Origin of the sequence: Streptomyces sp. LBL (assembly GCF_029893585.1) — a bacterium.
Taxonomy (GTDB): domain Bacteria; phylum Actinomycetota; class Actinomycetes; order Streptomycetales; family Streptomycetaceae; genus Streptomyces.
This window is the reverse complement of record NZ_JARXYX010000012.1, coordinates 84,955-107,674: the sequence shown is the minus strand read 5'-3', so window position 1 is coordinate 107,674 and position 22,720 is coordinate 84,955. Positions and strand designations below refer to the sequence as shown.

The 22,720-nt window shown below is 70.6% G+C and carries 19 protein-coding genes; 11 read left to right on the top strand and 8 right to left on the bottom strand.

Annotation, left to right across the window (positions count from 1 at the left end; genetic code table 11):
* Positions 1-57 precede the first annotated feature (57 nt).
* Positions 58-1,296, top strand: coding sequence for an SAV2148 family HEPN domain-containing protein (locus tag M2271_RS16750; protein WP_280888022.1), 1,239 nt, complete (start codon positions 58-60; stop codon positions 1,294-1,296).
* A gap of 116 nt (positions 1,297-1,412) precedes the next feature.
* The gene (locus M2271_RS16745; protein WP_280888021.1) at positions 1,413-2,126 is read left to right on the top strand and encodes a 3'-5' exonuclease; all 714 of its coding nucleotides are present in this window, start codon (positions 1,413-1,415) and stop codon (positions 2,124-2,126) included.
* A gap of 307 nt (positions 2,127-2,433) precedes the next feature.
* Here the strand turns inward: M2271_RS16745 and M2271_RS16740 are convergent, their stop codons facing one another.
* Positions 2,434-3,297 (bottom strand): aminoglycoside phosphotransferase family protein, encoded by an 864-nt coding sequence (locus M2271_RS16740; RefSeq protein WP_280888020.1) that lies wholly within the window; start codon positions 3,295-3,297, stop codon positions 2,434-2,436.
* Positions 3,298-3,647: 350 nt separating this feature from the next.
* Here M2271_RS16740 and M2271_RS16735 point away from each other — a divergent pair, with 350 nt between their 5' ends.
* The 3 genes from M2271_RS16735 to M2271_RS16725 are packed head-to-tail and all read left to right on the top strand — an operon-like array spanning position 3,648 to position 6,693.
* The gene (locus M2271_RS16735) at positions 3,648-4,583 is read left to right on the top strand and encodes a sugar ABC transporter permease (protein ID WP_280888019.1); all 936 of its coding nucleotides are present in this window, start codon (positions 3,648-3,650) and stop codon (positions 4,581-4,583) included.
* The gene (locus tag M2271_RS16730; RefSeq protein ID WP_280888018.1) at positions 4,580-5,413 is read left to right on the top strand and encodes a carbohydrate ABC transporter permease; all 834 of its coding nucleotides are present in this window, start codon (positions 4,580-4,582) and stop codon (positions 5,411-5,413) included. Before M2271_RS16735 ends, M2271_RS16730 begins: the two co-directional genes overlap by 4 nt.
* Positions 5,413-6,693: a sugar ABC transporter substrate-binding protein gene (locus M2271_RS16725; RefSeq protein ID WP_280888017.1), complete on the top strand. Its 1,281-nt coding sequence runs from the start codon at positions 5,413-5,415 to the stop codon at positions 6,691-6,693. The genes M2271_RS16730 and M2271_RS16725 overlap by 1 nt, the downstream gene beginning before the upstream one ends.
* A 114-nt stretch (positions 6,694-6,807) precedes the next feature.
* On the opposite strand, the gene M2271_RS16720 is transcribed toward M2271_RS16725, so the two are convergent.
* On the bottom strand, positions 6,808-7,728 hold the full coding sequence (locus M2271_RS16720; RefSeq protein WP_280888016.1) for a DUF3152 domain-containing protein: 921 nt from the start codon (positions 7,726-7,728) through the stop codon (positions 6,808-6,810).
* A 141-nt stretch (positions 7,729-7,869) separates the two neighbouring features.
* On the opposite strand from M2271_RS16720, the gene M2271_RS16715 reads away from it, so the two are divergent.
* The 3 genes from M2271_RS16715 to M2271_RS16705 all read left to right on the top strand — a co-directional run bounded on the left by M2271_RS16715 (position 7,870) and on the right by M2271_RS16705 (position 10,939).
* A complete protein-coding gene (locus tag M2271_RS16715) occupies positions 7,870-8,562 on the top strand; it encodes a response regulator transcription factor (RefSeq protein WP_280888015.1) in 693 nt (230 codons plus the stop codon).
* 164 nt (positions 8,563-8,726) lie between these two features.
* Positions 8,727-10,157 carry a HAMP domain-containing sensor histidine kinase gene (locus M2271_RS16710; protein ID WP_280888014.1) on the top strand — a complete coding sequence of 477 codons (1,431 nt, stop codon included), beginning with the start codon at positions 8,727-8,729 and terminating at the stop codon, positions 10,155-10,157.
* Positions 10,154-10,939 carry a hypothetical protein gene (locus tag M2271_RS16705; protein WP_280888013.1) on the top strand — a complete coding sequence of 262 codons (786 nt, stop codon included), beginning with the start codon at positions 10,154-10,156 and terminating at the stop codon, positions 10,937-10,939. The genes M2271_RS16710 and M2271_RS16705 overlap by 4 nt, the downstream gene beginning before the upstream one ends.
* Positions 10,940-10,980: 41 nt before the next feature.
* Here the strand turns inward: M2271_RS16705 and M2271_RS16700 are convergent, their stop codons facing one another.
* Complete coding sequence (locus tag M2271_RS16700) at positions 10,981-13,245, bottom strand: MMPL family transporter (protein ID WP_280888012.1); 2,265 nt, start codon at positions 13,243-13,245, stop codon at positions 10,981-10,983.
* A 337-nt stretch (positions 13,246-13,582) separates the two neighbouring features.
* Between M2271_RS16700 and M2271_RS16695 the strand changes: the two genes are divergently transcribed.
* The 3 genes from M2271_RS16695 (at position 13,583) to M2271_RS16685 (ending at position 17,270) form a co-directional block, all read left to right on the top strand.
* A complete protein-coding gene (locus tag M2271_RS16695; protein ID WP_280888011.1) occupies positions 13,583-14,131 on the top strand; it encodes a DUF1697 domain-containing protein in 549 nt (182 codons plus the stop codon).
* Entirely contained in the window at positions 14,124-14,498 is a 375-nt protein-coding gene (locus tag M2271_RS16690) for a DUF4440 domain-containing protein (RefSeq protein ID WP_280888010.1), read from the top strand. The genes M2271_RS16695 and M2271_RS16690 overlap by 8 nt, the downstream gene beginning before the upstream one ends.
* A 165-nt stretch (positions 14,499-14,663) precedes the next feature.
* The gene (locus M2271_RS16685) at positions 14,664-17,270 is read left to right on the top strand and encodes a fibronectin type III domain-containing protein (RefSeq protein WP_280888009.1); all 2,607 of its coding nucleotides are present in this window, start codon (positions 14,664-14,666) and stop codon (positions 17,268-17,270) included.
* A gap of 326 nt (positions 17,271-17,596) precedes the next feature.
* Here the strand turns inward: M2271_RS16685 and M2271_RS16680 are convergent, their stop codons facing one another.
* The 5 genes from M2271_RS16680 to M2271_RS16660 all read right to left on the bottom strand — a co-directional run bounded on the left by M2271_RS16680 (position 17,597) and on the right by M2271_RS16660 (position 22,719).
* On the bottom strand, positions 17,597-18,337 hold the full coding sequence (locus M2271_RS16680; protein WP_280888008.1) for a sirohydrochlorin chelatase: 741 nt from the start codon (positions 18,335-18,337) through the stop codon (positions 17,597-17,599).
* A 4-nt stretch (positions 18,338-18,341) separates the two neighbouring features.
* The gene (locus M2271_RS16675) at positions 18,342-19,229 is read right to left on the bottom strand and encodes an ABC transporter permease (protein ID WP_280888007.1); all 888 of its coding nucleotides are present in this window, start codon (positions 19,227-19,229) and stop codon (positions 18,342-18,344) included.
* The gene (locus tag M2271_RS16670; protein ID WP_280888006.1) at positions 19,216-20,019 is read right to left on the bottom strand and encodes an ABC transporter ATP-binding protein; all 804 of its coding nucleotides are present in this window, start codon (positions 20,017-20,019) and stop codon (positions 19,216-19,218) included. Before M2271_RS16670 ends, M2271_RS16675 begins: the two co-directional genes overlap by 14 nt.
* A 12-nt stretch (positions 20,020-20,031) precedes the next feature.
* The gene (locus tag M2271_RS16665) at positions 20,032-21,141 is read right to left on the bottom strand and encodes an aliphatic sulfonate ABC transporter substrate-binding protein (protein ID WP_280888005.1); all 1,110 of its coding nucleotides are present in this window, start codon (positions 21,139-21,141) and stop codon (positions 20,032-20,034) included.
* Positions 21,142-21,363: 222 nt separating this feature from the next.
* Positions 21,364-22,719 carry a GTP-binding protein gene (locus M2271_RS16660; RefSeq protein ID WP_280888004.1) on the bottom strand — a complete coding sequence of 452 codons (1,356 nt, stop codon included), beginning with the start codon at positions 22,717-22,719 and terminating at the stop codon, positions 21,364-21,366.
* Position 22,720: the final 1 nt, after the last annotated feature.

The following is a 22,720-nucleotide window of genomic DNA, read 5'->3' as shown; positions in this document are numbered from 1 at the left end:
CGTTGGGTGGGGCCTGGCGTCCCGGGAGAGCTCGGGGGAGCGGAAGGCGGTGCGCGGGTGGGCTCGGGAGGGCTGGAGCTGCCCCCTGGTGACGAGAGTCACGAGGGGCACTCCGCAGACGTCCCGCCCGGCACGGTGTCCCTGGCCCGGCCGATGGAGACGAACGCCATCGGCCCGGAGCTGGACTGGGACGCCGACGCCTGGCGCGAGGTGCGCGTCCGCGCCCAGCGGGCGGGCCGCGCCTACATCTGGCTGAACCTCGTCGAACAGCGGCTGCGCGCCGTCGTGGCCGCCGTCCTGCGCCCCATCTACGAACCCGTCCACAGCGACGACTGGGTGGTCGCCGCAGCCGGACCGGCGGGACAGGAGTGGGTCCAGCGGGCGGTCGCCGTCCGGGAAGTCAGCCGCCGCAAGGGGTACTTGCTCGACCCGGCCGACGACAACGTGCTCAGCTTCCTCACCCTGCCGCAGTTGCGTGAGCTGATGGTGCAGCACTGGCCGTGCTTCGAGCCGTACTTCGACGACCGTCGGGATGTCGAACTGGCCCTGGACGAGCTGGAGGTCACCCGGAACGTCGTCTCGCGCAACCGGGCCCTGTCCGAGGCCGTCCTGAACCAGGCCGAGCGGGCCTCCGCCCGGCTGCTGGAGATGCTCGGCACGGGCGGCGACGTGCCCTCCGCGCGCCGCCTCCCGGTGGACGCGGTCGAGGACCTCGTCGGCGACCGGTACGCGGACGTGGTCGCCGTGCACCCCGACCGGGTGCGGCTCATGCGCACGTTCCCCGCCGAGGACATCTTCGGCGAGGCCCGCCGTCTCGACGCCGTGGGCATCGGCCTCAACCTCCTCGTGCAGAACTTCTCCGGGCGCCGCCTCGTGCGGCTGGCCGAGTCCGGCTGCCGGGTGCGGCTGCTCTTCCTCAACCCGGCCTCCAGCGCGGTGAAGCGGCGCGAACGCGAACTCGGCGTCAAGCGCGGCGAGCTGAGCCGGGCCGTGGAGATGAACATCCTGCACATGCGCCGGGTCCGCTCCAAGCTGCGCGACCCCGGAGCCTTCGAGATCCAGGTCTACGACGACACACCCCGCTTCACGGCGTACCTCGTCGACGGCGACGGCGCGGACGGCATCGCCGTGGTGCAGTCCTATCTGCGGCGCTCGCGGGGGATGGAGGTGCCGGTGCTGGTGCTGCGCGGCGGCAGCAAGCTGGTCAAGGCGGGCGAAGTCGACGAGACCGGACTCTTCGCGACATACCGCGAGGAGTTCGAGACGACTTGGGCGGATTCACGGCCGGTGTCCTGAAAGTCCTCAGGTCCGCTGCGGGAGCGGCGTAAGCGGAATGCGGTCCTCGGATTGTCAGTGGTCCATGGGATCGTGGAGACCACTGGGGAAAGCACCACCGAGGAGGGGGACCACCCATGGGCTGGCACCGGGAGCCGCTGATGGCCTTCGACCTGGAGACGACAGGGACCGATATCGAGAACGACCGAATCGTCACCGCGGCGGTTGTGGTCGTGAGTTCGGACGGGCGGCTCCCAGAAGTCCGGACATGGCTGCTCGATCCAGGCGTGGCCATCCCTGAAGAGGCTGCAGCGATTCATGGCATCTCCACCGATCACGCCCGCAGGCATGGGACACCGCCTGCTCCCGCGATTGAAGAGATCACGTCCGCGGTTACCGAGGCGCTGAACTCGGGGACTCCGCTGGTGGTGATGAACGCGCGATACGACCTCTCGCTGCTCGACCGTGAGTGCCGACGGCATGGGATAGAACCACTGGTCGAGCGGTTGAGCGGAAAGGCATCGCCCGTTATCGACCCTCTGGTCCTGGACAAGCATGTGGACCGTTACAGGAAGGGGAAGCGGAATCTTCAGGCTCTCTGTGAGCACTACGGCGTGCAACTCGACGATGCGCACAACGCTGTTGCGGACGCCGTGGCTGCGGCACGGGCGGCCCGACGCATGGGGGCGAAGCATTCGGACATAGGGACCTTGGCTGCGGCGGATCTCCACGATCTGCAGGTTCGTGCAGCAGCCGAGCAGGCAGTGTCGCTGCAGCGGTACCTCCGACGCACCTCGAACCCCGAAGCGACGGTGGAATCGGCCTGGCCCGTCGTCCCCTATGTCCGCTGACGGCCGGGTCGATCGCTGAGGCTGGCCCGCGATCGTCACTCATGAGAAGCCTCCCGCTCACCGCTCAGGCACCGTTTCCTTTGGTGCTGATGGTGCCCGCCGGGCGGCGGGGCCGGTATCGCAGGGCACCGGCCGCGATCACATGGGGCACGAGCAGCGACCATTGCTCTGATCACCGGCGCGAACAAGGGCCTCGGCCACGAGACCGCCCGGTCCAGGCGGGCGACTGACGGGCTGTGTGACGGGCGGCGTTGAAGTACCGCCGGGGCGCTGGGCCGCGACGTGCGAGTCGACCCCTCAGATCGGCTCAGAACGGATACCACCGCACCGTTTCGTCCCCGTCCCGCAGGGAAGCCACCCGGCGTTCGAACTCGGTCAGGGCCTTCGGGTTGGTCGGGGCGTGCTGGGACACCCAGGCGCAGCTTGCCGTCTCCCGGGCACCCCGGAGCACCGAGCAGCCCGACCACGCGCGCACGTCCCAGCCGTACGCCTCGGTGAACGAGTCGTATGCCGCGGCAGGCAGGCCGTAGCGGTCGTGGGAGAGGGCCATGACGACCAGGTCGTGCTCGCGCAGGTCGGCGGAGACGGTCTCGAGGTCGACCAGGACCGGGCCGTCCGGGCCGATGTGGACGTTGCGGGGAAGGGCGTCGCCGTGGATCGGGCCGGGCGGCAGGTGTGGGGTGAGTGCGGCGGCGACTGTCGCGAAGCTGTCGCGGCGTTCGCGGAGGTAGGCCGCGTCGGCCGGGTCGATCGCGTCGCCCGCGAGACGCAGCCAGCGTTCCACCCCGGCCAGCAGATCGCGCGGCGGCAGGCCGAAGGTGGGGGAGGGCAGGGCGTGCAGCACCCGGAGGAGTTCGGCCAGATCGTGGGGTTCGGCAGGGCGTACGGGGTCGGGCAGGCGGTGCCACACGGTCACCGGGTGGCCCTCGACCAGCAGAGGCTCGGGGTCGGCCGCCCGGACCGCTGCCACGTCCGACTCGGCGAGCCAGACCGCGACGGCCAGTTCGCGGCGCGCCCGGTCGAGGAGTTCGGCGTCCCGGCCCACCTTGACTACCAGGTCACCGGCGGCGAACACCGCGTTCTCGCCCAGGGCGAGCAGTCGCGCGTCCCGCGCCGGGCCGGGGAGAACCCGCGCCGCGGCCAGTACGCCCCGCGCCCTTGCCTCGTCCATCGTCCGCCTCCGTGTCGTCGTGCGTCCTGCGTCCCTGCGTCCCTGCGTTCTGTGTGCCTCGTCGTGCTGCGGCGGGCAGCCACCCGGACGCTCCGCCTGGATCATGCCGTGCGGCGTCCGGCCGGTTGGGGGGCGGGGTCGGGGGCGGGGTCCGGACGGTGTCGTGCGGCGTCCGGACAATGTCGTCCGAGGCCCGGACGGCGTCGGGTTCCCGCCATCCGCCGGCCAGTGTCGCATTCGTACAGGCCGGGACCGTCTGCGCGGTGTCTTGACGGGGTACAGCGACGTCAAGACCATGACGGAGGCCCGTCGGGCCCGAACGTCACGAGCCGCGCGGAGGAGCCGATCACGTGACAGTGGTGACCGCGACGAAGCGGCCGGAAAAAGGCCCGCCGCGTGTCGACGGGGGCCGGCGGCCTCCGGACCGCGGGGCCTGGTTCCTGGTGCTGCCCGCGCTGATCCCGATCCTGGTGCTGAGCGTGGGCCCGCTGCTGTACGGGATCATGCTGGCCTTCACCGACGCCCAGTCGGGTCGGACCGAGCCCACGGGGTGGATCGGCGGGCTCAACTTCCAGGATCTGCTGCACGACACGCTGTTCTGGGAGTCGTTCCGGATCGGACTGGTCTGGGCGGTCGGGGTGACCGTCCCGCAGTTCCTGCTCGCGCTCGGCCTCGCCCTCCTCCTCGACCAGGACCTGAGACTGCGCTGGCTCGCCCGCGCCCTGGCGATCATCCCGTGGGCCATGCCCGAGGTGGTCGTCGGCGTCATGTGGCGGCTCGTCTACAACCCGGACGCGGGTGTCCTCAACGAGACCCTGCGCGACCTCGGTCTCGGCGACGGCCGGGACTGGCTCAGCGGACTCGGGACCGCCCTGCCCGCGGTGATCGTCGTCGGCGTCTGGGCGGGCATGCCGCAGACCACGGTCGCGCTGCTCGCCGGCCTGCAGAACGCCCCGCACGAACTCCACGAGGCCGCGGCCCTGGACGGCGCCGGAGCCTGGCGGCGCTTTCGGACCGTCACCTGGCCGGCCCTGCGCCCCGTCGCCCTCGCCATCACCGCCCTCAACTTCATCTGGAACGTCAACTCCTTCGCCCTGGTGTACGTCCTGACCAGCGGCGGACCCGGCGGCCGTACCCGTCTGCCGATGCTCTTCGCCTACGAAGAGGCTTTCCGCTACGGCCAGTTCGGCTACGCGGCGGCGATGGGCTGTGTGATGGTCGCGGTGATCTCGGTGCTGCTGGCACTCTTCCTGGTGGGCCGGTTCAGGGGAGGCGACGAGACATGAGGACCGGTACCGGCGGCCGGGCCGGCCAGTACGCCGCCCTGCTCGCGTATCTCGTCTTCCTGGCCTTCCCCTTCCTCTGGCTCGTCTCCACGGCCTTCAAGTCCCCGAGGGAACTGGGCAGTCTGCATCCCACCTGGATCCCGCGCGACCCCACCCTCGACAACTTCCGGCAGGCCTTCGACGAGCAACCCCTGCTGCGGGCCGCGGGCAACTCGTTGCTCGCAGCGCTCGGCGCCGCGCTGATCGCCGTACTGATCGCGACACCCCTGGCCTACGTCATGGCCCGCCACCGCACCCGCCTCGCCAAGGCGGCCACGGGCTGGGTGGTCGTCAGCCAGGCGTTCCCGCTCGTACTGGTGATCATCCCGCTGTTCCTGGTGCTGAAGAACCTGCGGCTGATCAACTCGCTGCCGGGGCTGGTGATGGTGTACGTGGTGTGGGCGCTGCCGTTCGCGCTGTGGATGCTCGTCGGATACGTCCGTGCCGTGCCCGCCGAGTTGGAGGAGGCGGCGGCGGTCGACGGGGCCGGGCGGCTGCGGACGCTGGTGTCGGTGACCGCGCCGCTGCTCGCGCCGGGGATCGTGGCGACGGCACTGTTCGCGTTCGTCACCGCGTGGAACGAGTTCTTCTTCGCGCTGGTGCTGATGAAGACGCCCGAGAAGCAGACCCTGCCGGTCGTCCTCACCCACTTCATCGGCGCGGAGGGCGTCGCCGACCTGGGCCCGCTGGCCGCCGCGGCCTTCCTCGCCACGCTGCCCTCGCTGGTCGTCTTCGCGATCATCCAACGCCGGATCACGGGCGGCATGACGGCCGGGGCGGTGAAGAGCTGATGCGCGTCCGCATCTCCGGGATCCTCGCGCTGGTCCTGCTCCTCGCGGGCTGCACCGGCGACGGCGGTGACTCCGGCACCGGTCGGATCACTCTCCGCTTCCAGTCCCTCGCCTGGCAGCAGGAGTCCGTGGCGGCGAACCAGGATCTGGTGAAGGAGTGGAACGCGACCCATCCGGACGTCAAGGTCGAGTACGTCCAGGGAAGTTGGGACAGTGTCCACGACCAGCTGCTCACCTCCTTCGAGGGCGGTGAGGCGCCCGACATCATCCACGACGCCTCGGACGACCTCGCGGACTTCGCGTACGGCGGCTACCTCGCCGATCTGACCGACCTGTTGCCCGACCGGCTCATGTCGGACATCCCGCGGCGCAGTTGGGACACGGCGACCTTCGGGGACGGGATCTACGGTGTCCCTTTCCTCCAGGAGCCGCGTGTGCTCATCGCCAACGCGACCTGGCTGAGGGACGCGGGCGTACGGATCCCCACGCCCGAACAGCCGTGGAGCTGGCCGGAGTTCCGCCGCATCACCGAACAGCTCAGCGGCGACGGGAAGTACGGCGTCGCCTGGCCGCTCAAGGAGCCCGTCTCCGCGACCCTCAACCTGTCGTTGTCGGCGGGCGGACAACTCTTCCACCGGGGCGCGGACGGCAAGGTGACGATCCGGTTCGAGGCAGCGGACGAGACGATGCCGCGCACCATCCACGACCAGGCCGACACCGACCACAGCGCCTCGCCCACCACCCTCGGCAGCGGCGGCTCGGACACCCTCCCCGGCTTCTTCGGCGGCAGGTACGCGATGGTCCCGCTCGGGTTCTCGTACCGCCAGCAGATCACCCAGCAGGCGCCGAAGGGCTTCGAGTGGCAGGTGCTGCCCGCCCCGGCCGGCGCGGACGGACTCACCCAGGGCGTCAGCCCGCAGACCCTGTCGATCGCCGAGGACAGCCCGCACAAGAAGGAGGCCGCCGAGTTCATCGACTTCCTGCTGCGACCGCCGAACATGGTCCGCCTCGCCCTGGGCGACTGGATGCTGCCCACCGGCACCCGGGCGCTGAAGGACCCCGACCTGCACACCACGGAAAACGGCTGGGCCACCGGTACCGCCCTCGCCACGCACCTGCGCCCGGCGCCCGCGCAGTCCGTGCGGGGCTACCCGGAGTGGAAGGACAAGGTCGCCACACCCGCGTTCCAGGAGTACTACAGCGGGGCGATCGGCCTCGGCGAGCTGCGTGAACGACTGGAGGACGACGGCAACCTGGTCCTGGCCCGATATCAGCGCTGAGCGGCACGCGCACGCGCACGGGTGAGGATATGGCGGGTTCGTGCCCAGGGAACGGCCGGTCCGGACGGAGGGAACAGGCGCAGGGAACGGGCGCAGCGAACGGCCGGTCCGGGCTCAGGAAACGGCCGGGCCGGTGAGGTACCGTCGGTCGCCGTCGTAGGGCCAGACGTTGGGCTCGCATCCGTGCATGCCCTTGATCTGCTGCATCATCGCGGGGGCCGGCTTCCCGGGGCCGGGGCAGTCGACGTGGCCGTGGCCGAGGAAGTGGCCGACCTCGTGGTTGATGATCAGTGCGCGGTAGGACGGGACGTCCTTGGCGTAGACGGGGGTCGCCAGCAGCCAGCGCTTGAGGTTGACCATCACGTTCTGCGCCACGTTGCAGTTGACCTCGCCGCCGGTTTCCAGCCCGTACTGCCCGCAGATCTTGTCCACGGTCCCGGGCGTGGCGACCCGGACGACGAAGTCGGTCGTGCCGCTCGGCACCCGCTGGAACGCGGAGTGGCCGTCCGTCGTCCAGCCGCGCCGGTCGGCCAGGATGTGCTCCACCTGTACGGCGACGTCCGCCGCGGACAGGTTGAGTTCGTCCTCGACCTCGACCCGGTAGCGCAGGACCCTTCCCTTCCCCACCGTGCCGCTGCCGCCGGACGCGGTGGTGAACGTGCCCGGCCCGGTGGACGGGATCTCGGGCTGGGAAGGCTTTTCGGAAGACTTGCCGGACGGCTTGTCGGAAGGCTTGTCGGAAGGCTTGGGGGAGGAGCTGGGGGACCGGTGGGGTGGCGCGGGCTTGGCTCTGTACGTCGGGCGGGTGGCCGCGGGACTGGATTCCGCGTGCTGCGTGGGCTCGGCGTTGGCGTCCGCGCGGGTCCCGCCCGTCTGCGGAGCCGTCCAGCCGACCGTAGCGAACCCGGCGGCGCCCAGGACGGTCACCGCGGCGAGACCTCCCCACAGCAGCCCCTTCCGCCCGCGCGCGGCGGCATGGGCGGCGCCGCGCCGACGACGACGGCCACGGGAGGAAGGTGTCTTCTGCGCTGTCATAGTTGTTCAGGTTGTGATCGCTATGTGATCGGATCTGGCCCAAACGGTAACGGAATGGTAACGGATTCACTTCGCGTGGGTTCATATGATCATCCGGTAACAAAGCTCCGAGTGATCACCGGCAGTACGGATACTGAGCGCATGCCACGCGTTCTGCTGATCGAAGACGACCGTGCCGTGCGGGAGGGCGTCGTCCTCGCCCTGCGTCGCCAGGGGCACGAGGTCGCCGCCGCCGAGACCGGCGAGGAGGGGCTGGAGCGGCTGCGGTCCTTCCGGCCGGACGTCGTGGTGCTGGACCTGATGCTGCCGGGCATGCCCGGCCTGGACGTGTGCCGGGGGATGCGCTCCCTGGACCAGACCTTGCCGATCATCATGGCGACCGCACGGGGCGACGACGAGGACATCGTCGTAGGACTCGAGGCAGGGGCCGACGACTACGTGGTCAAGCCCGTGCGGGCCAGGGTGCTGGAGGCGCGGATCCGGGCCGTGCTGCGCCGGGCGGCCGGGCCGCCCGCCGAGGGCGGCATACCGAAGATCGACACCTACGGGGACCTGTCCATCGACCGGGCCGGACTGGTGGTGTCCTGGCGGGGAGATCCGGTCGCGCTCGCCCCGTCCGAACTGCGACTGCTGCTGACCCTGTCCGCCTCGCCCGGTCAGGTGTTCAGCCGACAGCAGCTCCTCGAGGCGGTCTGGGAGCACAGCTATCACGGGGACGCCCGCCTGGTGGACGCCTGCGTCAAGCGGCTGCGCACCAAGATGGGTGAGCCGCCGCGGGAACCCCGCTACATCCAGACCGTGCGCGGCTTCGGCTACAGGTTCGCGTCGCGGTGAGGGGCTCGGGGAGACGCTCGGGAAAGGGCCCGGGAAAGGGCTCAGGAGAGGGCCCGGGAAAGGGCTCAGGAGAGGGCTCGGGAAAGGGCCCGGGAGAGGACTCGGGGCGGGGTGCGCGGAGGAAGCGGTTCGGCGCCCCCCAATTGCGGGGACTGCGCACGCGGATGGTCGTGGCGTTCACCCTCGTCGCCGCCCTCGCCGCCGCCTCCACCGGCGCCCTGACCTTCCGCGAGGCGCGCACGGGCGTGCTCCAGCAGAGCCAGGACACTGTCATCAAGCTGCTGCGTACCCAGGTCAACAGGCTCGCCCCGGATCTGGGCTTCCCACCGGGCGAGGCCGCACTGAGCCGGTTCGCGGCCGACGTGGCCGACGCGGAACCCGCCGGGACCTGGCGCGTGTTGGCCGTCTACGGAGACCTGAGGGCCACCTCCGTCCCCGACGACCCGTTCGAGAAGCTGACGCCCGCCCTGCGCCGGGCTGTGGACACCAGCCCGGCCACCGTCTTCCAGCGGGTGACCAGCGGCGACCGCACCTCACTCGTCGTCGGTATGTCGATCGCCTTCGCCCTGCCCGCCGCGGAAGGTGTGGTCCCCTCCGGGATCCAGGTTTTCGTGACGGTGCCGCAGACCAGGGAACGGCAGTACGTCGACGCCCTGGTCACCGCCGTCCAGCGGGCCACCGTGCCCGTTCTGGCGCTGGCCGTGCTGCTGGCGCTGCTCGCCGCGCGCGGGGTGCTGCGGCCGGTGCGGGCGCTGCGGGGAGCCACCCGCAGTATCGCCGAGGGGCGGCTGGACACCCGGCTCGCCGTCAACGGGTCCGACGAACTCGCCGATCTGTCGCACACGTTCAACGAGACGGCCGCCGCGCTGGAGGAGTCGGTCGCCGAACTGCGCGACATGGAGGCCCGGGCCCGCCGGTTCGCCGCCGATGTCTCGCACGAACTGCGCACCCCGCTCGCCGCCATGTCGGCGGTCACCGACGTCCTCGACGAGGACGCCGACCGCCTCGACCCGGACACCGCCACCGCGGTCCGGCTGATCAGCGAGGAGACCGTGAAGCTGGCCCGGCTGGTGGAGGACCTGATGGAGGTCTCCCGCTTCGACGCGGGCGCGGCCGTGCTGCACCTGGACGAGATCGACCTCGCCGAGTCGCTGCGGCGTACGCTCGCCGACCGTGCCTGGACCGACCTGGTCGACGTCGAGCTGCCGCCGCCCGACGCCCTTCGCGGCCGCGTCGACCCGCGCCGGCTCGACGTAGTTGTAGCCAACCTGGTCGGCAACGCCCTGCGGCACGGCGAGCGGCCCGTCCGACTCCGCCTGTACGAAGGCGGGGAGCGGCTCGCGGTCATCGAGGTGCTGGACAGCGGCCCCGGCATCCCCGACAGCGTGCTGCCCCATGTCTTCGAGCGGTTCTACAAGTCGGACGCCGCCCGCACCCGCACCGAGGGCAGCGGCCTGGGCCTCGCCATCACCGAGGAGAACGTCCGCGTGCACGGCGGCACCGTCCGCGCGGCGAACCGGCCCGAGGGTGGCGCCGTCTTCACCGTCGAACTCCCACTGAGGAGCGACGAGCTGCCCCAGGAGCACCGACCATGACCTCCGTACACCGATCATCGGCCGCGCAGGCCGGATCCCGATCCACCGCGCAGGCCGCGCGCCGGTCCGCGCGTGCCGTACGCAGGTCCGTTCTGCTGTTCCTCCCGGCTCTGTGCGCGCTCGCCTCCTGCGGTATCCCCGCGACCGATGTGGTGGAGGCGGGCGGTCCCGCCAGTGGGGTGGTGCCGATGATCCGGGTCTACTTCGTGGCGGACGGCGCCCTGGTCGGCGTCCCCCGCCGGACCGTCGCGCCGGTCGACGTCGAGTCGGCCGTGGAGATGCTGCTTCAGGGCCCGACCGGTGCGGAACGGGCCGGCGGCATCACCACCGGGCTGCCGTCGGCCATGGCCCCGCCGACCAGAGCTCCCGCACCCTCTCGCGCCCCGACCACGGACGCCCCGACCACGGACGCCCCGGCTACGGACGCCCCGGCTACGGACGCCCTGGCTACGGACGCTCCGACCGAGGTGCCGCAGGAAGCCCGTACGTCGGGTCTCGTGCAGGTGACGGTGCGGGAAGACCGCGTATCGATCGAAATAACCGGCGGTGTGGACCGGTTGAACGCCCTCGCCGCGGCCCAGCTCACCTGCACGGCCGTCGCGGCACAGCGCGTCGCCGACCCCGCCGGCCGGCCGGCGCCGGTGACCGTCACCGGCCCGGACGGCCGACCCCTGGAGGGGACAGGGGCGCGGTGCCCCGATCCTTCAGCCTCCCTGGCACCCCGCACGGCAGAAGCCCTCCCGGCACCCCGCACGGCAGAGGGCCCGCTGGCTCCCCGGTGACCAACGGGCCCTCAGTTCTGGGTGGTTCGGTGCCGGTGGGCTCAGACCCCCAGCCGCTCACCCTCGTCGTCCCGCACCGCGGGCCGGGTCACGGCGGCCTCCGGCGCCTCGTCGTGGGTGAGGTCCGGCAGCCGGTGCAGCCACTTCGGCAGGTACCAGTTGCGCTCGCCCAGCAGCGCCATCACCGCGGGCAGCAGCACACCCCGGATGATCGTCGCGTCGATGAGCACCGCGGCCGCGAGGCCGACGCCCATCTGCTTCATGGACTGCATGGACAGCGTGCCGAAGATCGCGAACACGGCCACCATGATGACCGCGGCACTGGTCACGACACCGGCCGTGGTGACCACCCCGTGCTGGATGGCCTCGTGGGTCGTACGGCCGCGCAGGCGTGCCTCGCGGATCCGCGAGACCACGAACACGTGGTAGTCCATCGACAGGCCGAACAGGATCACGAAGAGGAACAGCGGCAGCCAGGTGATGATGGCTCCGACGCCCTCCGCGCCCACCAGCGACGCGCCCCAGCCGTGCTGGAAGACACCCACGAGAATGCCGTAAGCGGCGCCCACCGACAGCAGGTTCAGCACGATCGAGGTGATCGCGACGGTCAGCGAGCGGAAGGACAGCAGCATCAGCCCGAAGGCGAAGACCACGACGAACGCGAAGACCGGGACGACGGCTCCGGCGAGCTGGTCGTTGAAGTCCTTCGACCCGGCGACCTGACCGGTGATCGGCGCCTCGACCCCGTCGACCTTGCCGAGCGTGACCGGACGTACCTCGTCGCGCAGCTTGTCCAGGCTCGCCCCCGCCTTGTCCAGGTCGGAACCGCCGACCAGCGGGACATACACATACGCGATGTTCTGCGCGTCGTGCAGCTTGATCTCGACCGGGCCGCGCGAGGCACCGGAGGCGACCGCCTCGTCCTTGAAGGCGGCGAGCGCGTTCTTCACCTCGGGGGCGTTGATGTCGTCCGCCTTGACGACCACCTCGGCCGGCTCGGAGCCGCCCGGGAAGGCGTCGTTGACCCGGTTGTACGTCTGCACGATGGGCAGCGAGTCCCCGAACTCCTGGTCCAGGGTGAGATTCTGCGTCTTCATGCCGACCGCCGGCGCCGCGATGGCGAGCAGCGCGCCGGCCGCCACGGCCACGGACACGACGGGCCTGGCGAGCACGCCCTTCAGCACGGCCGTCCAGAACCGGCTCTCGCCGTTGCCGCCGTTGCCGCCGTTACGGCGACGGCGGCGCAGGAAGGGGATCCGCCCCTTCTCGACCCGCTCGCCCAGGAGCGACAGCAGGGCGGGCAGCACCGTCACGGAGCCGACCATGGCGACCGCCACGACCATCAGCGAGGCCAGGCCCATCGCCTCGAACTCGGCGAGCCCGGTGAAGAGCATGCCCGCCATCGCCACGCACACCGTGACACCGGAGACGATGATCGCGCGGCCACTGGTCGCGGCGGCGACCCTCAAGGCCGTCTGCGCGTCCCGGCCGGCCTCGCGCTCCTCGCGTTCCCGGCGCAGATAGAACAGGCAGTAGTCGACACCGACGGCTAGACCGACCAGCAGCATCACGGAGTTGGCGGTGTCGCTCATGGGCATCACATGGCTGACGATGCCCATCAGGCCCATCGTCGCCATGATCGCGGTGACGGCCAGCAGCACCGGCAGCAGCGCCGCCACCAGCGCGCCGAAGGCGATGAGCAGAATACCGAGCGCCACCGGCACCGCCGAGTACTCGGCCTTCTGGAAGTCGTCGCCGAACGCGTCGTCGAACGTCTTCATCATGCTGGCGCCGCCGATCTCCTCGACCCGCAGCGACGCGTGCTGCTTCTGCACCCCCTCGACCGCCTTCAGCACCGGCTCGATCCGCTCGCCCGCGGTGTCCGACTCGCCGCGCATGTCGAACTGCACCAGCGCGCTGCGGCCGTCCTTCGAGATGGTGTCCGTGTCGTAGGGCGAGGTGACGCCCGTGACCTTGCCGGTCCCCTCGACGGCGGTCACGACCGCGGTGACGGCGGCGCGGAACTCGGCGTCCGTGGCCTTGAGGCTGCCGCCCTTGGCCTGGATCAGTACGGTCTCACTGGCCGGCTCGTCGATCCCGGCGTCCTCGGTGATCTTCGCGGCGGTGTGGGTCTCGCCCTTCAGCTGGTCGCTGTCCTTGACGTCGACCCGGCCCGCTGCCGAACCGAGCCCCATCGCCAGGACGACGAACAGCACCCAGATCCCGACGGCAGCCCATCGGTGCCGAGCGCTCCAGCCACCGGCCCGCGCGGCCAGGCCCCGCACCCGCGTATCTCCGTTCCCCATGATGGGCTTGCCCCCTCGTGAGCGGTGACAGCCCCCTGCCGCCACCTTTCACTTCGAAGGTATGGGCCGGATAAAGCCATCTCGTCGTGCTCCCCGGTGAGGTCCCACGGGCCGAAGTCATCCCCCCGGACGCCAGGTCTCCCCACTGGGTAGGACGGCGGCCCCTTACATCTACCGGGGTGTCCGCTCCGCTACCGGTGTGTCCGCTCCGCTACCGGGGCGTCCGGTCCGCTACCACGATGTCCGGTCCACTACCGGTGTGTCCGCTCCGCCGACAGGGCCCCGCTCGGTCCTGGCGAACACGTGCCGGCCCCGGCGTCCGCTCTATGGTGTGCGGATGACGACGACGTATGCGGCGCTGCTGCGCGGGATCAACGTGGGCGGCAGCAGAAAAGTCCCGATGGCCGACCTGCGCACACTGATGGAGGGCCTCGGCTACGCCGACGTACGCACCTACCTCCAGAGCGGCCAGGCCACCTTCGCCGACGACCACGGGAACGAGGACTCCCTGGCGGCCGAGCTCACGGGCGCGATCGAGAATCGGTTCGGTTTCCCGGTCGACGTGATCGTGCGCGACCACGCCTATCTCAAGGCGATCCTCGACGCCTGTCCCTTCCCGGCCGCCGAGTTGGAGGCCAAGCAGCTCCACGTCACCTACTTCTCCGCCTCCGTCGGCGAGGAGCGCTTCGCGGAGATCGACCGGGCGGCCTACCTCCCGGAGGAGTTCCGGCTCGGCGACCGCGCCCTGTACCTGTACGCCCCGAACGGCCTCGGCCGCTCCAAGCTCGGCGTGCACGTGTCCAAGCCCCGGCTGAACAAGGGAGTGATCGCCACCAGCCGCAACTGGAACACCGTCGTCAAGCTGGTGGAGATGACCGGTGGCTGACCGCGATCAGGCCGTGGAGGCCGCTGTCCAGGGCGAGTTGAGGCTGCTCGCCCCGGAGGTCCGCAGCTGCCCCGAGCTGGTCGGGGCGCTGCTGCACCCCGACTTCCACGAGTTCGGCGCCTCCGGACGGCACTGGGACCGGGCCTCGATCATCGCCGACCTGGCCGCGACCACCGATGCGGAGACCGCGCCGGTCGCGGTCTCCCGGATGAAGGGCGTCCGACTCGCCCCCGACCTGGTCCAGTTGACCTTCGACACCGCGCACAACGGCCGCCACGTACACCAGAGTTCGCTCTGGCGGCGGACGGAGCCGCGGTGGCTGCTTTACTTCCACCAGGGGACCCCGTTCACGCCCGGCGGCCAGTGACCCTTCCAGCTCGCCGCTCACCGCTCGCCATTCTTCGATTGATCGGATGAATCTCCCGACGGTCGGAAGGATTGCGGCAGTTTCTGTCCCATTCATTGACTGCGGCGCCTAAGTGCTCCTACCTTTCCCGACGTTGGGTTCAGGCTGATCCCACGGGAGGGGTACATGCCCACGCACCGAAGAGCCGTCCTCGTCACCCTTGTCACCGCTGTTCTGGCCCTCGGTGTCCCGGGCCTCGCAGCTCCGGCCCAGGCCGCGTCCTCCGACGTCTACGTGTCACCCGTCGGAGACGACCACGCCGACGGAACCGCGCGGCATCCGGTCCGCACCCTGCAACGCGCCCGCGACCTGGTCCGCGCACGGGCCGCGAACCTGACGTCCGACCTGACCGTCCGTCTCGCCTCCGGTACGTACCGGCAGTCGGGCCCGCTCGTCCTCGACGCCCGCGACTCCGGTACGCACGGCCACCGGGTGATCTGGCAGGGCACCGGCGCCACCGTCATCAGCGGCGGCCGCCAGGTCGAGGGGTGGAACCCGGTACCCGGACGGAAGGGCCTGTGGTCCGCGCCCGCACCCCAAGGGCTCACCGACACCCGGCAGTTGTACGTCGACGGTGTGCGCGCACAGCGGGCCCGCGGGGCCGTGCCCGTCGCCCTCACCCAGACGGCGACCGGCTACACCGCCTCGTCGGACACCATCGCCCACTGGAAGCGCCCGTCCGACGCCGAGTTCGTCTACACCAGCGGCGAGCCCCTCTGGAACATCGAGCGCAACGGCCTCGGCGCGTGGACCGAACCGCGCTGCCGCGTCGCCGCCGCCGAGGACACCACCCTCACGATGGTCCAGCCCTGCTGGGACAACACCAACAAACGTGTCGAGTTCCCCGACATCCCGGGCCGCTCGGTCAGCATGGTCGGCCCGGGCCGCCTCACCAACGGCGGCAAGGCGTCGTACGTCGAGAACGCCTACGAACTCCTCGACCAGCCCGGTGAGTGGTACCTCGACAAGAGCGCGCGGAAGGTCTACTACCTGCCGCGCAAGGGCGAGAACCTCGCCCGTGCCGACATCGAGGCGGCCGCGGCCGAGAAACTCGTCGACGGACGGGGTACGGCCGACGCGCCCGTCCACGACATCGCCTTCCGCGGGCTCCAGTTCAGCTACGCGACCTGGCTGACCCCCTCGGGGCCCGAGGGCTTCTCCGAGATCCAGGCCGGCTACACCATCACCGGCGACCGGGGCTGGGCCACGCAGGGGCTGTGCCAGTACGTCGAGGGCGGGACCTGCCCGTTCGCGTCCTGGACGAAGATGCCCGGCAACCTGTCCTTCGCGTACGGACAGCGCATCGAGTTCACCGACGACGTGTTCGCCCACCTCGGCGCGGCCGGGCTGGACCTGGGCACGGGCAGCAAGGACTCGTCCGTCAGCGGCAGCGTCTTCACCGACATCTCCGGCAACGGGCTGGCGATCGGGGGAGTGGACGGGAAGACCCCGGCCTCCGGCGTGCAGGTGACGAACAACCACCTCTACGGCCTGCCCCGCGAGTACCACGGCACCGTCGCGATCGTCAACGGCTACACCCAGAACAACACGATCGCCCACAACCAGATCGACCACGTCGGCTACTCCGCGATCTCCCTCGGCTGGGGCGGCTGGCCCGACAAGATCGGCGACGCGGCCACCTCGAACCCCAGCCACGACAACGCCGTCCGCAACAACCTGATCTTCGACTACATGCAGATGCTCGACGACGGCGGCGGCATCTACACCCAGGGACTGACCGGCACCTCTCTGGCCGACGGCGAGAAGGTCACCGGCAACGTGATCCGCGACCAGTGGGGCCTCGGCAAGAGCGTCTACACCGACAACGGCTGCACCTACGAGACCGTCGAGGGCAACGTCCTCTACCACGCCTCCTACGCCAACGTCGCCTCCCGGCACACCGACTACCGCGACGACCTGGGCAACAACGACCCGACGCTCGTCAAGGGCAACTGGTGGGAGGAGGGCACGGCCGACGGGGACAACAAGGGCCTCGTGACCACCGGTAACAAGATCATGACGTCCCTCTCCGACGTACCGCAGGACGTGGTGCGCAACGCCGGGCTCGAACCGTCCTACCGGGGCCTGCTGAGCCGCCGCGTCGGCGCCCTCTCCGCCCCGGAGGCGCCCTCCCGTGTCGGCACGAGCACGGCGGGCCCGGACGCGCTGTACGTCACCTTCAACCCGACGTTCGCCGACGGGGGCTCACCGGTGACCTCCTACACGACGCGGGCGTACGACTCGACCGGCCGGCAGGTCGCCCAGCAGGCGATCACCGCTGCCGAGTTCAAGCGCACGGCACTGGTGAAAATCAGCCAATTGCCGACGTCGGGCGGTCCCTTCACGGTGTCGGTCACGGCGAGCAACGCGTACGGTGCGAGCGCCCCGTCCCTCGCGTCCGCACCGCTGACGCCGACGGCCGTGAGCGTCCTGCCGGGCGCCACGACGGGTCCCAAGCTGCGTACGGCGTCCACCGCGGCCACCCTCGCCTGGACCCCGCCGACCGCGACGGGCGATGCCAAGGTCGTCGGCTACCGGGTGACCGTCTCCGACGGCCGCGACCCGGTCGACGTCACCGGCCGGGACGTCCTGGTCACCCAGTCGTCCGCCAAGGGCATGTTCCGGGTGATCGGCGGGCTGAAACCCGGTACCTCGTACACGGTGACCGTCGCGGCGGTGACGGCGGCGGGCACCGGGCCCGCGGCCTCGGTCACGGCAACCACGAAGGCTTGAAATCGACCCTGAGATCCCTGCCGCTGTGACACCTCCGCAGCAGTGAGCGCAGTACCAAGTGCCGAGCACGGCAAGAAGGTTCGCGAGAACCGGATGCCGTGCCCGGCTCGCGGTCGTCCGCGAACCGGCGTCACAGGGGAGCGTCGGACCGCGGGCGGCCGCACAATCCACGGCCGCACAATCCACGACCGTACGATCCACGGCCGCACGATCCACGGCCGCACGACCCACGGCCGTAAGACCTACGATCCACGGCCGCACACCCACCACCGTCCGGCGTCAAGCGACCAGCGACCAGCGACCACAGCACCGGCATCCGTGCCGCGTCAGGCGCCCAGCGCCGACAGCACCGGCATCCGTGCCGCCTCGTACCGCTTCAGCAGTACCCGCGCCACCTCCGGCGCCGGGCCGAGCACCGCGGCCAGGACGTCCGCCCCGGCCGCGCCCCGCGCGATGCGGTCGGGCAGGAAGCCGGGGGCCAGGACGTACGGTGCGACCGCGACACGGGAGCAGCCCAGCGCCCGGAGTTCCCGTACCGCGTCCTCGGTGCGGGGGAGGGCTGCGGAGGCGAACGCAGGCCGCACGGCGCACCAACCGGTGTGCCGCCACTCCCGCGCGATGTCTGCGATCACTGCGATCGCCTCCGGGTCGGTGGACCCCGCCGAGGCCAGCACGACCCCGGTCGAGGACTTGTCGGCGGGCGTCACCCCCGCCTCGTACAACCGCCGTTCGAGCGCGGTGAGCAGCAGCGGGGAGGGGCCGAGCACCTCGGCCTGCCGGATCCGCAGCTGCGGCGGCGCGTTCCGCAGGACCGCCGGGATGTCCGCCTTCGCGTGGAAGGCGCGGGTCAGCAGGAGAGGCAGCGCCACGACGTCACGGACGCCCTCCGCCGCCAGGGACTCCAACACCCCCTGTGCCGAGGGAAGGTTGAAGTCCAGGAAGCCGGTCTCCACCCGTACGTCCGGGCGCAGGGCGCGCACCCGGCGTACCAGGGCGTGCACCGTCGCGGCGTGCCGCGGGTCGCGGCTGCCGTGGGCGATCACCAGGAGGACGGGCTTGTGGTACATGGGATCAGCTCTTCACCAGCAGGCCGCGGGCGCGCAGCACCCACCGCTCCAGCGGGCTGAAGATCAGCAGGTCGATCGCGATGCCGACGAACAGGATGAGCAGGATCGCCTCGAACACCATCGACATGTCACTGGCGTTGCGGCCGTTCTCCAACAACTGACCCAGGCCGACGCCGAGATCGGGGAAGGAGGCGATGATCTCGGCCGCCATCAGGGAGCGCCAGGAGAAGGCCCAGCCCTGCTTGAGACCGGCCACGTAGCCGGGCAGCGCGGCCGGCAGCATGATGAACCAGGTGCCCTTCACGCCCGTCGCGCCCATGGTGCGGCCGGCCCGCAGGAACAGCGGCGGCACCTGGTCGACACCCGACACCAGGCCGTTGGCGATGGACGGGACGGCGCCGAGCAGGATCACCGCGTACATCATCGAGTTGTTCAGACCGAGCCAGAGCACGGCCGGCGGCACCCACGCCACCGACGGCAGCGACTGCAGGCCGGACAGGATCGGCCCGATGGCCGCCCGGATGACCTTCACCCGCGCCACCAGCAGGCCCAGCGGGGTGCCGATGGCCAGGGCGAAGAGGAAGCCGAGCAGACCGCGCGAGACGCTGGTCCAGATGTAGCCGAGCAGCTTGCCCTCGAGCCAGGCGTTCTGGAGTTCGCGCCCCACGTCGACGGGCGAGACCAGCTTGGTCGGGTCATCGACGATCTTGAAGGTGATCTGCCAGACCACCAGCAGCAGCACGGTCGCGAGGACCGGCGGCAGGATCTTGTCGACGAAGGTCCGCCGGAAGGGCGCGCGGCCGCTGGGGGTGACGACGTCCAGCGCGTCGAGCCCCGCCTCGATGCCCGCCAGTCCGGAGGGCTGCGTCGACTTCGTCTCAGTGCTGGCCATGACGGCGGATCTCCCCACGCAGTACTTCGGTGATCTCGATGGACAACTCCGCGACGGGGGCGTCCTCGATGCGGCGCGGCTGCGGAATGTCCACGGTCCACTCGCGCGCGATCCGGCCGGGCCGGGAGGACAGCAGGATGACGCGCTGTGCGAGCCGGACCGCCTCGCGCACGTTGTGCGTGACGAACAGGACGGACACGCCGGTCTCCGCCCAGATGCGGGTCAGCTCGTCGTGCAGCACGTCCCGGGTGATGGCGTCGAGGGCCGCGAACGGCTCGTCCATCAGCAGCAGGTTGCTCTCCTGGGCGAGCGCCCGGGCCAGCGCGACGCGCTGGCGCATACCGCCCGACAGTTCGTGCACCCGCTTGCCGTGGGCGCCCTTGAGTCGGACGAGTTGGAGCAGTTCCTCGGCCTTGTCGCGCCGGTCGTTCTTCGCGACTCCCCGCAGCCGCAGGGCGAGTTCGATGTTCTTGCCCGCGGTCAGCCACGGGAAGAGGGCGTGCTCCTGGAACATCAGGGCCGGGCGGCCGTCCGTCGTGATGGCCCCGGTACTGGGCTTGTCGAGGCCCGCCACCAGGTTCAGCAGCGTGGACTTGCCGCAGCCCGAGGCCCCCAGGAGGGTGACGAACTCGCCGGGCGCGACATCGATGCTGATGTCGTCCAGGACGAGCTGCTGCCCACCGGGCCCGGCAAAGGACTTCGAGACGTGCTCAAGGCGAGCCGCGTTGTCCACGGTCTCGGCGGCCTTGGCGAAGGTCGTGGCCATGGTCGTCACCTCCTGGGAACTCATCGGGTCGTGCGATCAGTTGGTGCCGAGACCGGCGGCGTCGACCGTGCTCTCACCCTCGGCCTTGAGGACCTTGTTGAGCGGGGTGAGGTCGTAGATGCCCTTGAGGTCGGGCTTCTCCAGCAGGCCGGCCTTGACCGCGTGCTCCGCCTCGGAGTTGAGCGTGGCGGCCAGCGGGTCGTTGGTGAACTGGATCGACTTCCACGCCGGGTCGAGCACGTTGGCCTTCAGGGCCTTTCCGGAGTCGGCCTCCAGCTGCTTGTTCGCCACGGCCTTGGCCTGGTCCGGGTTGGCGTTGATCCACCTGTTGGTCTCGACCGAGGCCTTCAGCACCGCCTCGACGGCCTTCGGGTGCTCCTTGAGAAATGCCTGCCGCACGATGATGTTCGTGATCACGAACTTCTTGTCGGGCCACAGTGTCGACTCGTCCAGCAGCACCTTGCCGCCCTCGGCGACCAGCTTCGACGCGGTCGGCTCCGGCACCCAGGCGCCGTCGAGTGAACCGGCCTTGAACGCGTCCGGCGTCACCTTGTTGTCGCTGCGGACGACCGTGACGTCACCCTTGCCGCTCTGCGCGTCGACCTTCCAGCCCTGGTCCGTGATCCAGTTGAGGAACGCGACGTCCTGGGTGTTGCCCAGCTGAGGGGTGGCGATCTTCTTGCCCTTGACGTCCTTCAAGGACTTGATCTTGTCCGGGTTGACGACCAGCTTGACGCCACCGGAGGCCGAACCGCCGATGATCTTCAGGCTCTTGCCGTTCGACTTGGTGTAGCCGTTGATCGCCGGGGACGGGCCGATCCAGCCGATGTCGATGGAGCCGGAGTTGAGCGCCTCGATCTCCGAAGGGCCGGCGTTGAAGGTCGCGTACGAGGCCTTGGTGGCGCCGAGCGCCTTCTGGAAGAAGCCCTTCTGCACGCCCACCAGCGCGGTGCCATGGGTCAGGTTCCCGAAGTAACCGATCTTGACGGAGTCGAGCCCGTCGATCTTCTTCGCCCCCGCGGCGACCTTGGCGGTGTCGGTGTCCTTGGCCTCGGAGCCGTAACCGCAGGCGGCGAGGGTGAGCAGGGGCAGAGCGGTGAGGGCGGCGAGGCCGCGGCGAAGGAGAGCTGAGCGGTGGACAGGCACGGGAGGCGTTCCCCTCGTTGGCCCGGCGGTCACGGTCTTTCAGGCGGTGGCCGGGAGGTCGGCAGGTTTTCGTCTACGGCGGTGGGGGGACAGGGCGCGCAGGCGGTGCGCGTACGTCAGCACGCACATCGCGCGACCCCGCCCTGCCCGCTGCCGAGAGCGCCGCTGCCGACGCGGCCGCCCTCCTTCGCGAACGTGGAGTAGATGTCGGGGCAGTTCATGTCAGAAGTCCCACCCGTCGTCGTCGGACTCGTCCTTGACCGGCTCCGGGGAGGCGAACGACTCGCCGACCATGCCCGCGGTGAGCGTGGTGCCGTCGTTCGGGTCGATCAGGATGAACGAGCCGGTGCGCCGTGAGTCGGCGTACGAGTCGACCGGCAGCGGCTCCGCGGTGCGGATCTTCACCCGGCCGATGTCGTTGGCGACGAGCCGGCCCGGGTGCGGGTGCAGGGACAGGTCGTCGAGCGTGAGCCGGGACGGGATGTCCTTGACGATCGCCTTGACCGTGCGGGTGCCGTGCTTGAGCAGCACCCGGTGGCCGACGGTCAGCGGCGCGTCGGCGACATGGCAGACGGTCGCCTCGATGTCCTGGGTGGTCGGCGGGGCGTCCTTGCTGGGCACGATCAGGTCGCCGCGGGAGATGTCGATGTCGTCCTCCAGCAGGAGGGTGACCGACTGCGTGGTCCAGGCCACGTCGACCGGCTCGCCGAGGAGGTCGATGCCGGTGACCCTGGTGGCCCGGCCGGACGGCAGTACGGTGACCGACTCGCCGACCCGGAACGAACCGGCGGCGATCTGTCCCGCGTAGCCCCGGTAGTCGGGGTGCTCGGCGGTCTGCGGCCGGATCACGTACTGCACGGGCAGCCGGGCGTGGCAGTGGCTGAGGTCGTGGGCGACCGGGACGGACTCCAGGTGCTCCAGGAAGGTCGGCCCGCCGTACCAGTCCATGTGCGCGGACGGCTCCACCACGTTGTCACCGGCGAGCGCCGAGATCGGGATCGCGGTGATCTCCGGGACGCCCAGCTCACTCGCGTACGCCGTGAACTCCTCGGCGATGGCGGCGAAGACGGGCTCCTTGTACTCGACGAGGTCCATCTTGTTGACCGCGAGCACCACGTGCGGGACCCGCAGCAGCGCGGCGATCGCGGCGTGCCGGCGGGTCTGCTCGACGACGCCGTTGCGGGCGTCGACCAGGATCACCGTCAGCTCGGCCGTGGAGGCACCCGTCACCATGTTGCGGGTGTACTGCACATGGCCGGGCGTGTCGGCGAGGATGAACCGGCGCCGGGGCGTGGCGAAGTAGCGGTACGCCACGTCGATGGTGATGCCCTGCTCCCGCTCGGCCCGGAGGCCGTCCGTCAGCAGCGCGAGGTCGGGCGTGTCCTGGCCGCGGCTGGCGGAGACGCGTTCCACGGCCTCCAGCTGGTCGGTGAGGATCGACTTGGAGTCGTGCAGCAGCCGGCCGACGAGGGTGGACTTGCCGTCGTCGACGGACCCGGCGGTGGCGAACCTGAGCAGGGTCGTCTCCGACAGCTGCTCGACCGACAGCGGCTCGGTGGGTTCGGTGGTGGCGGTCATG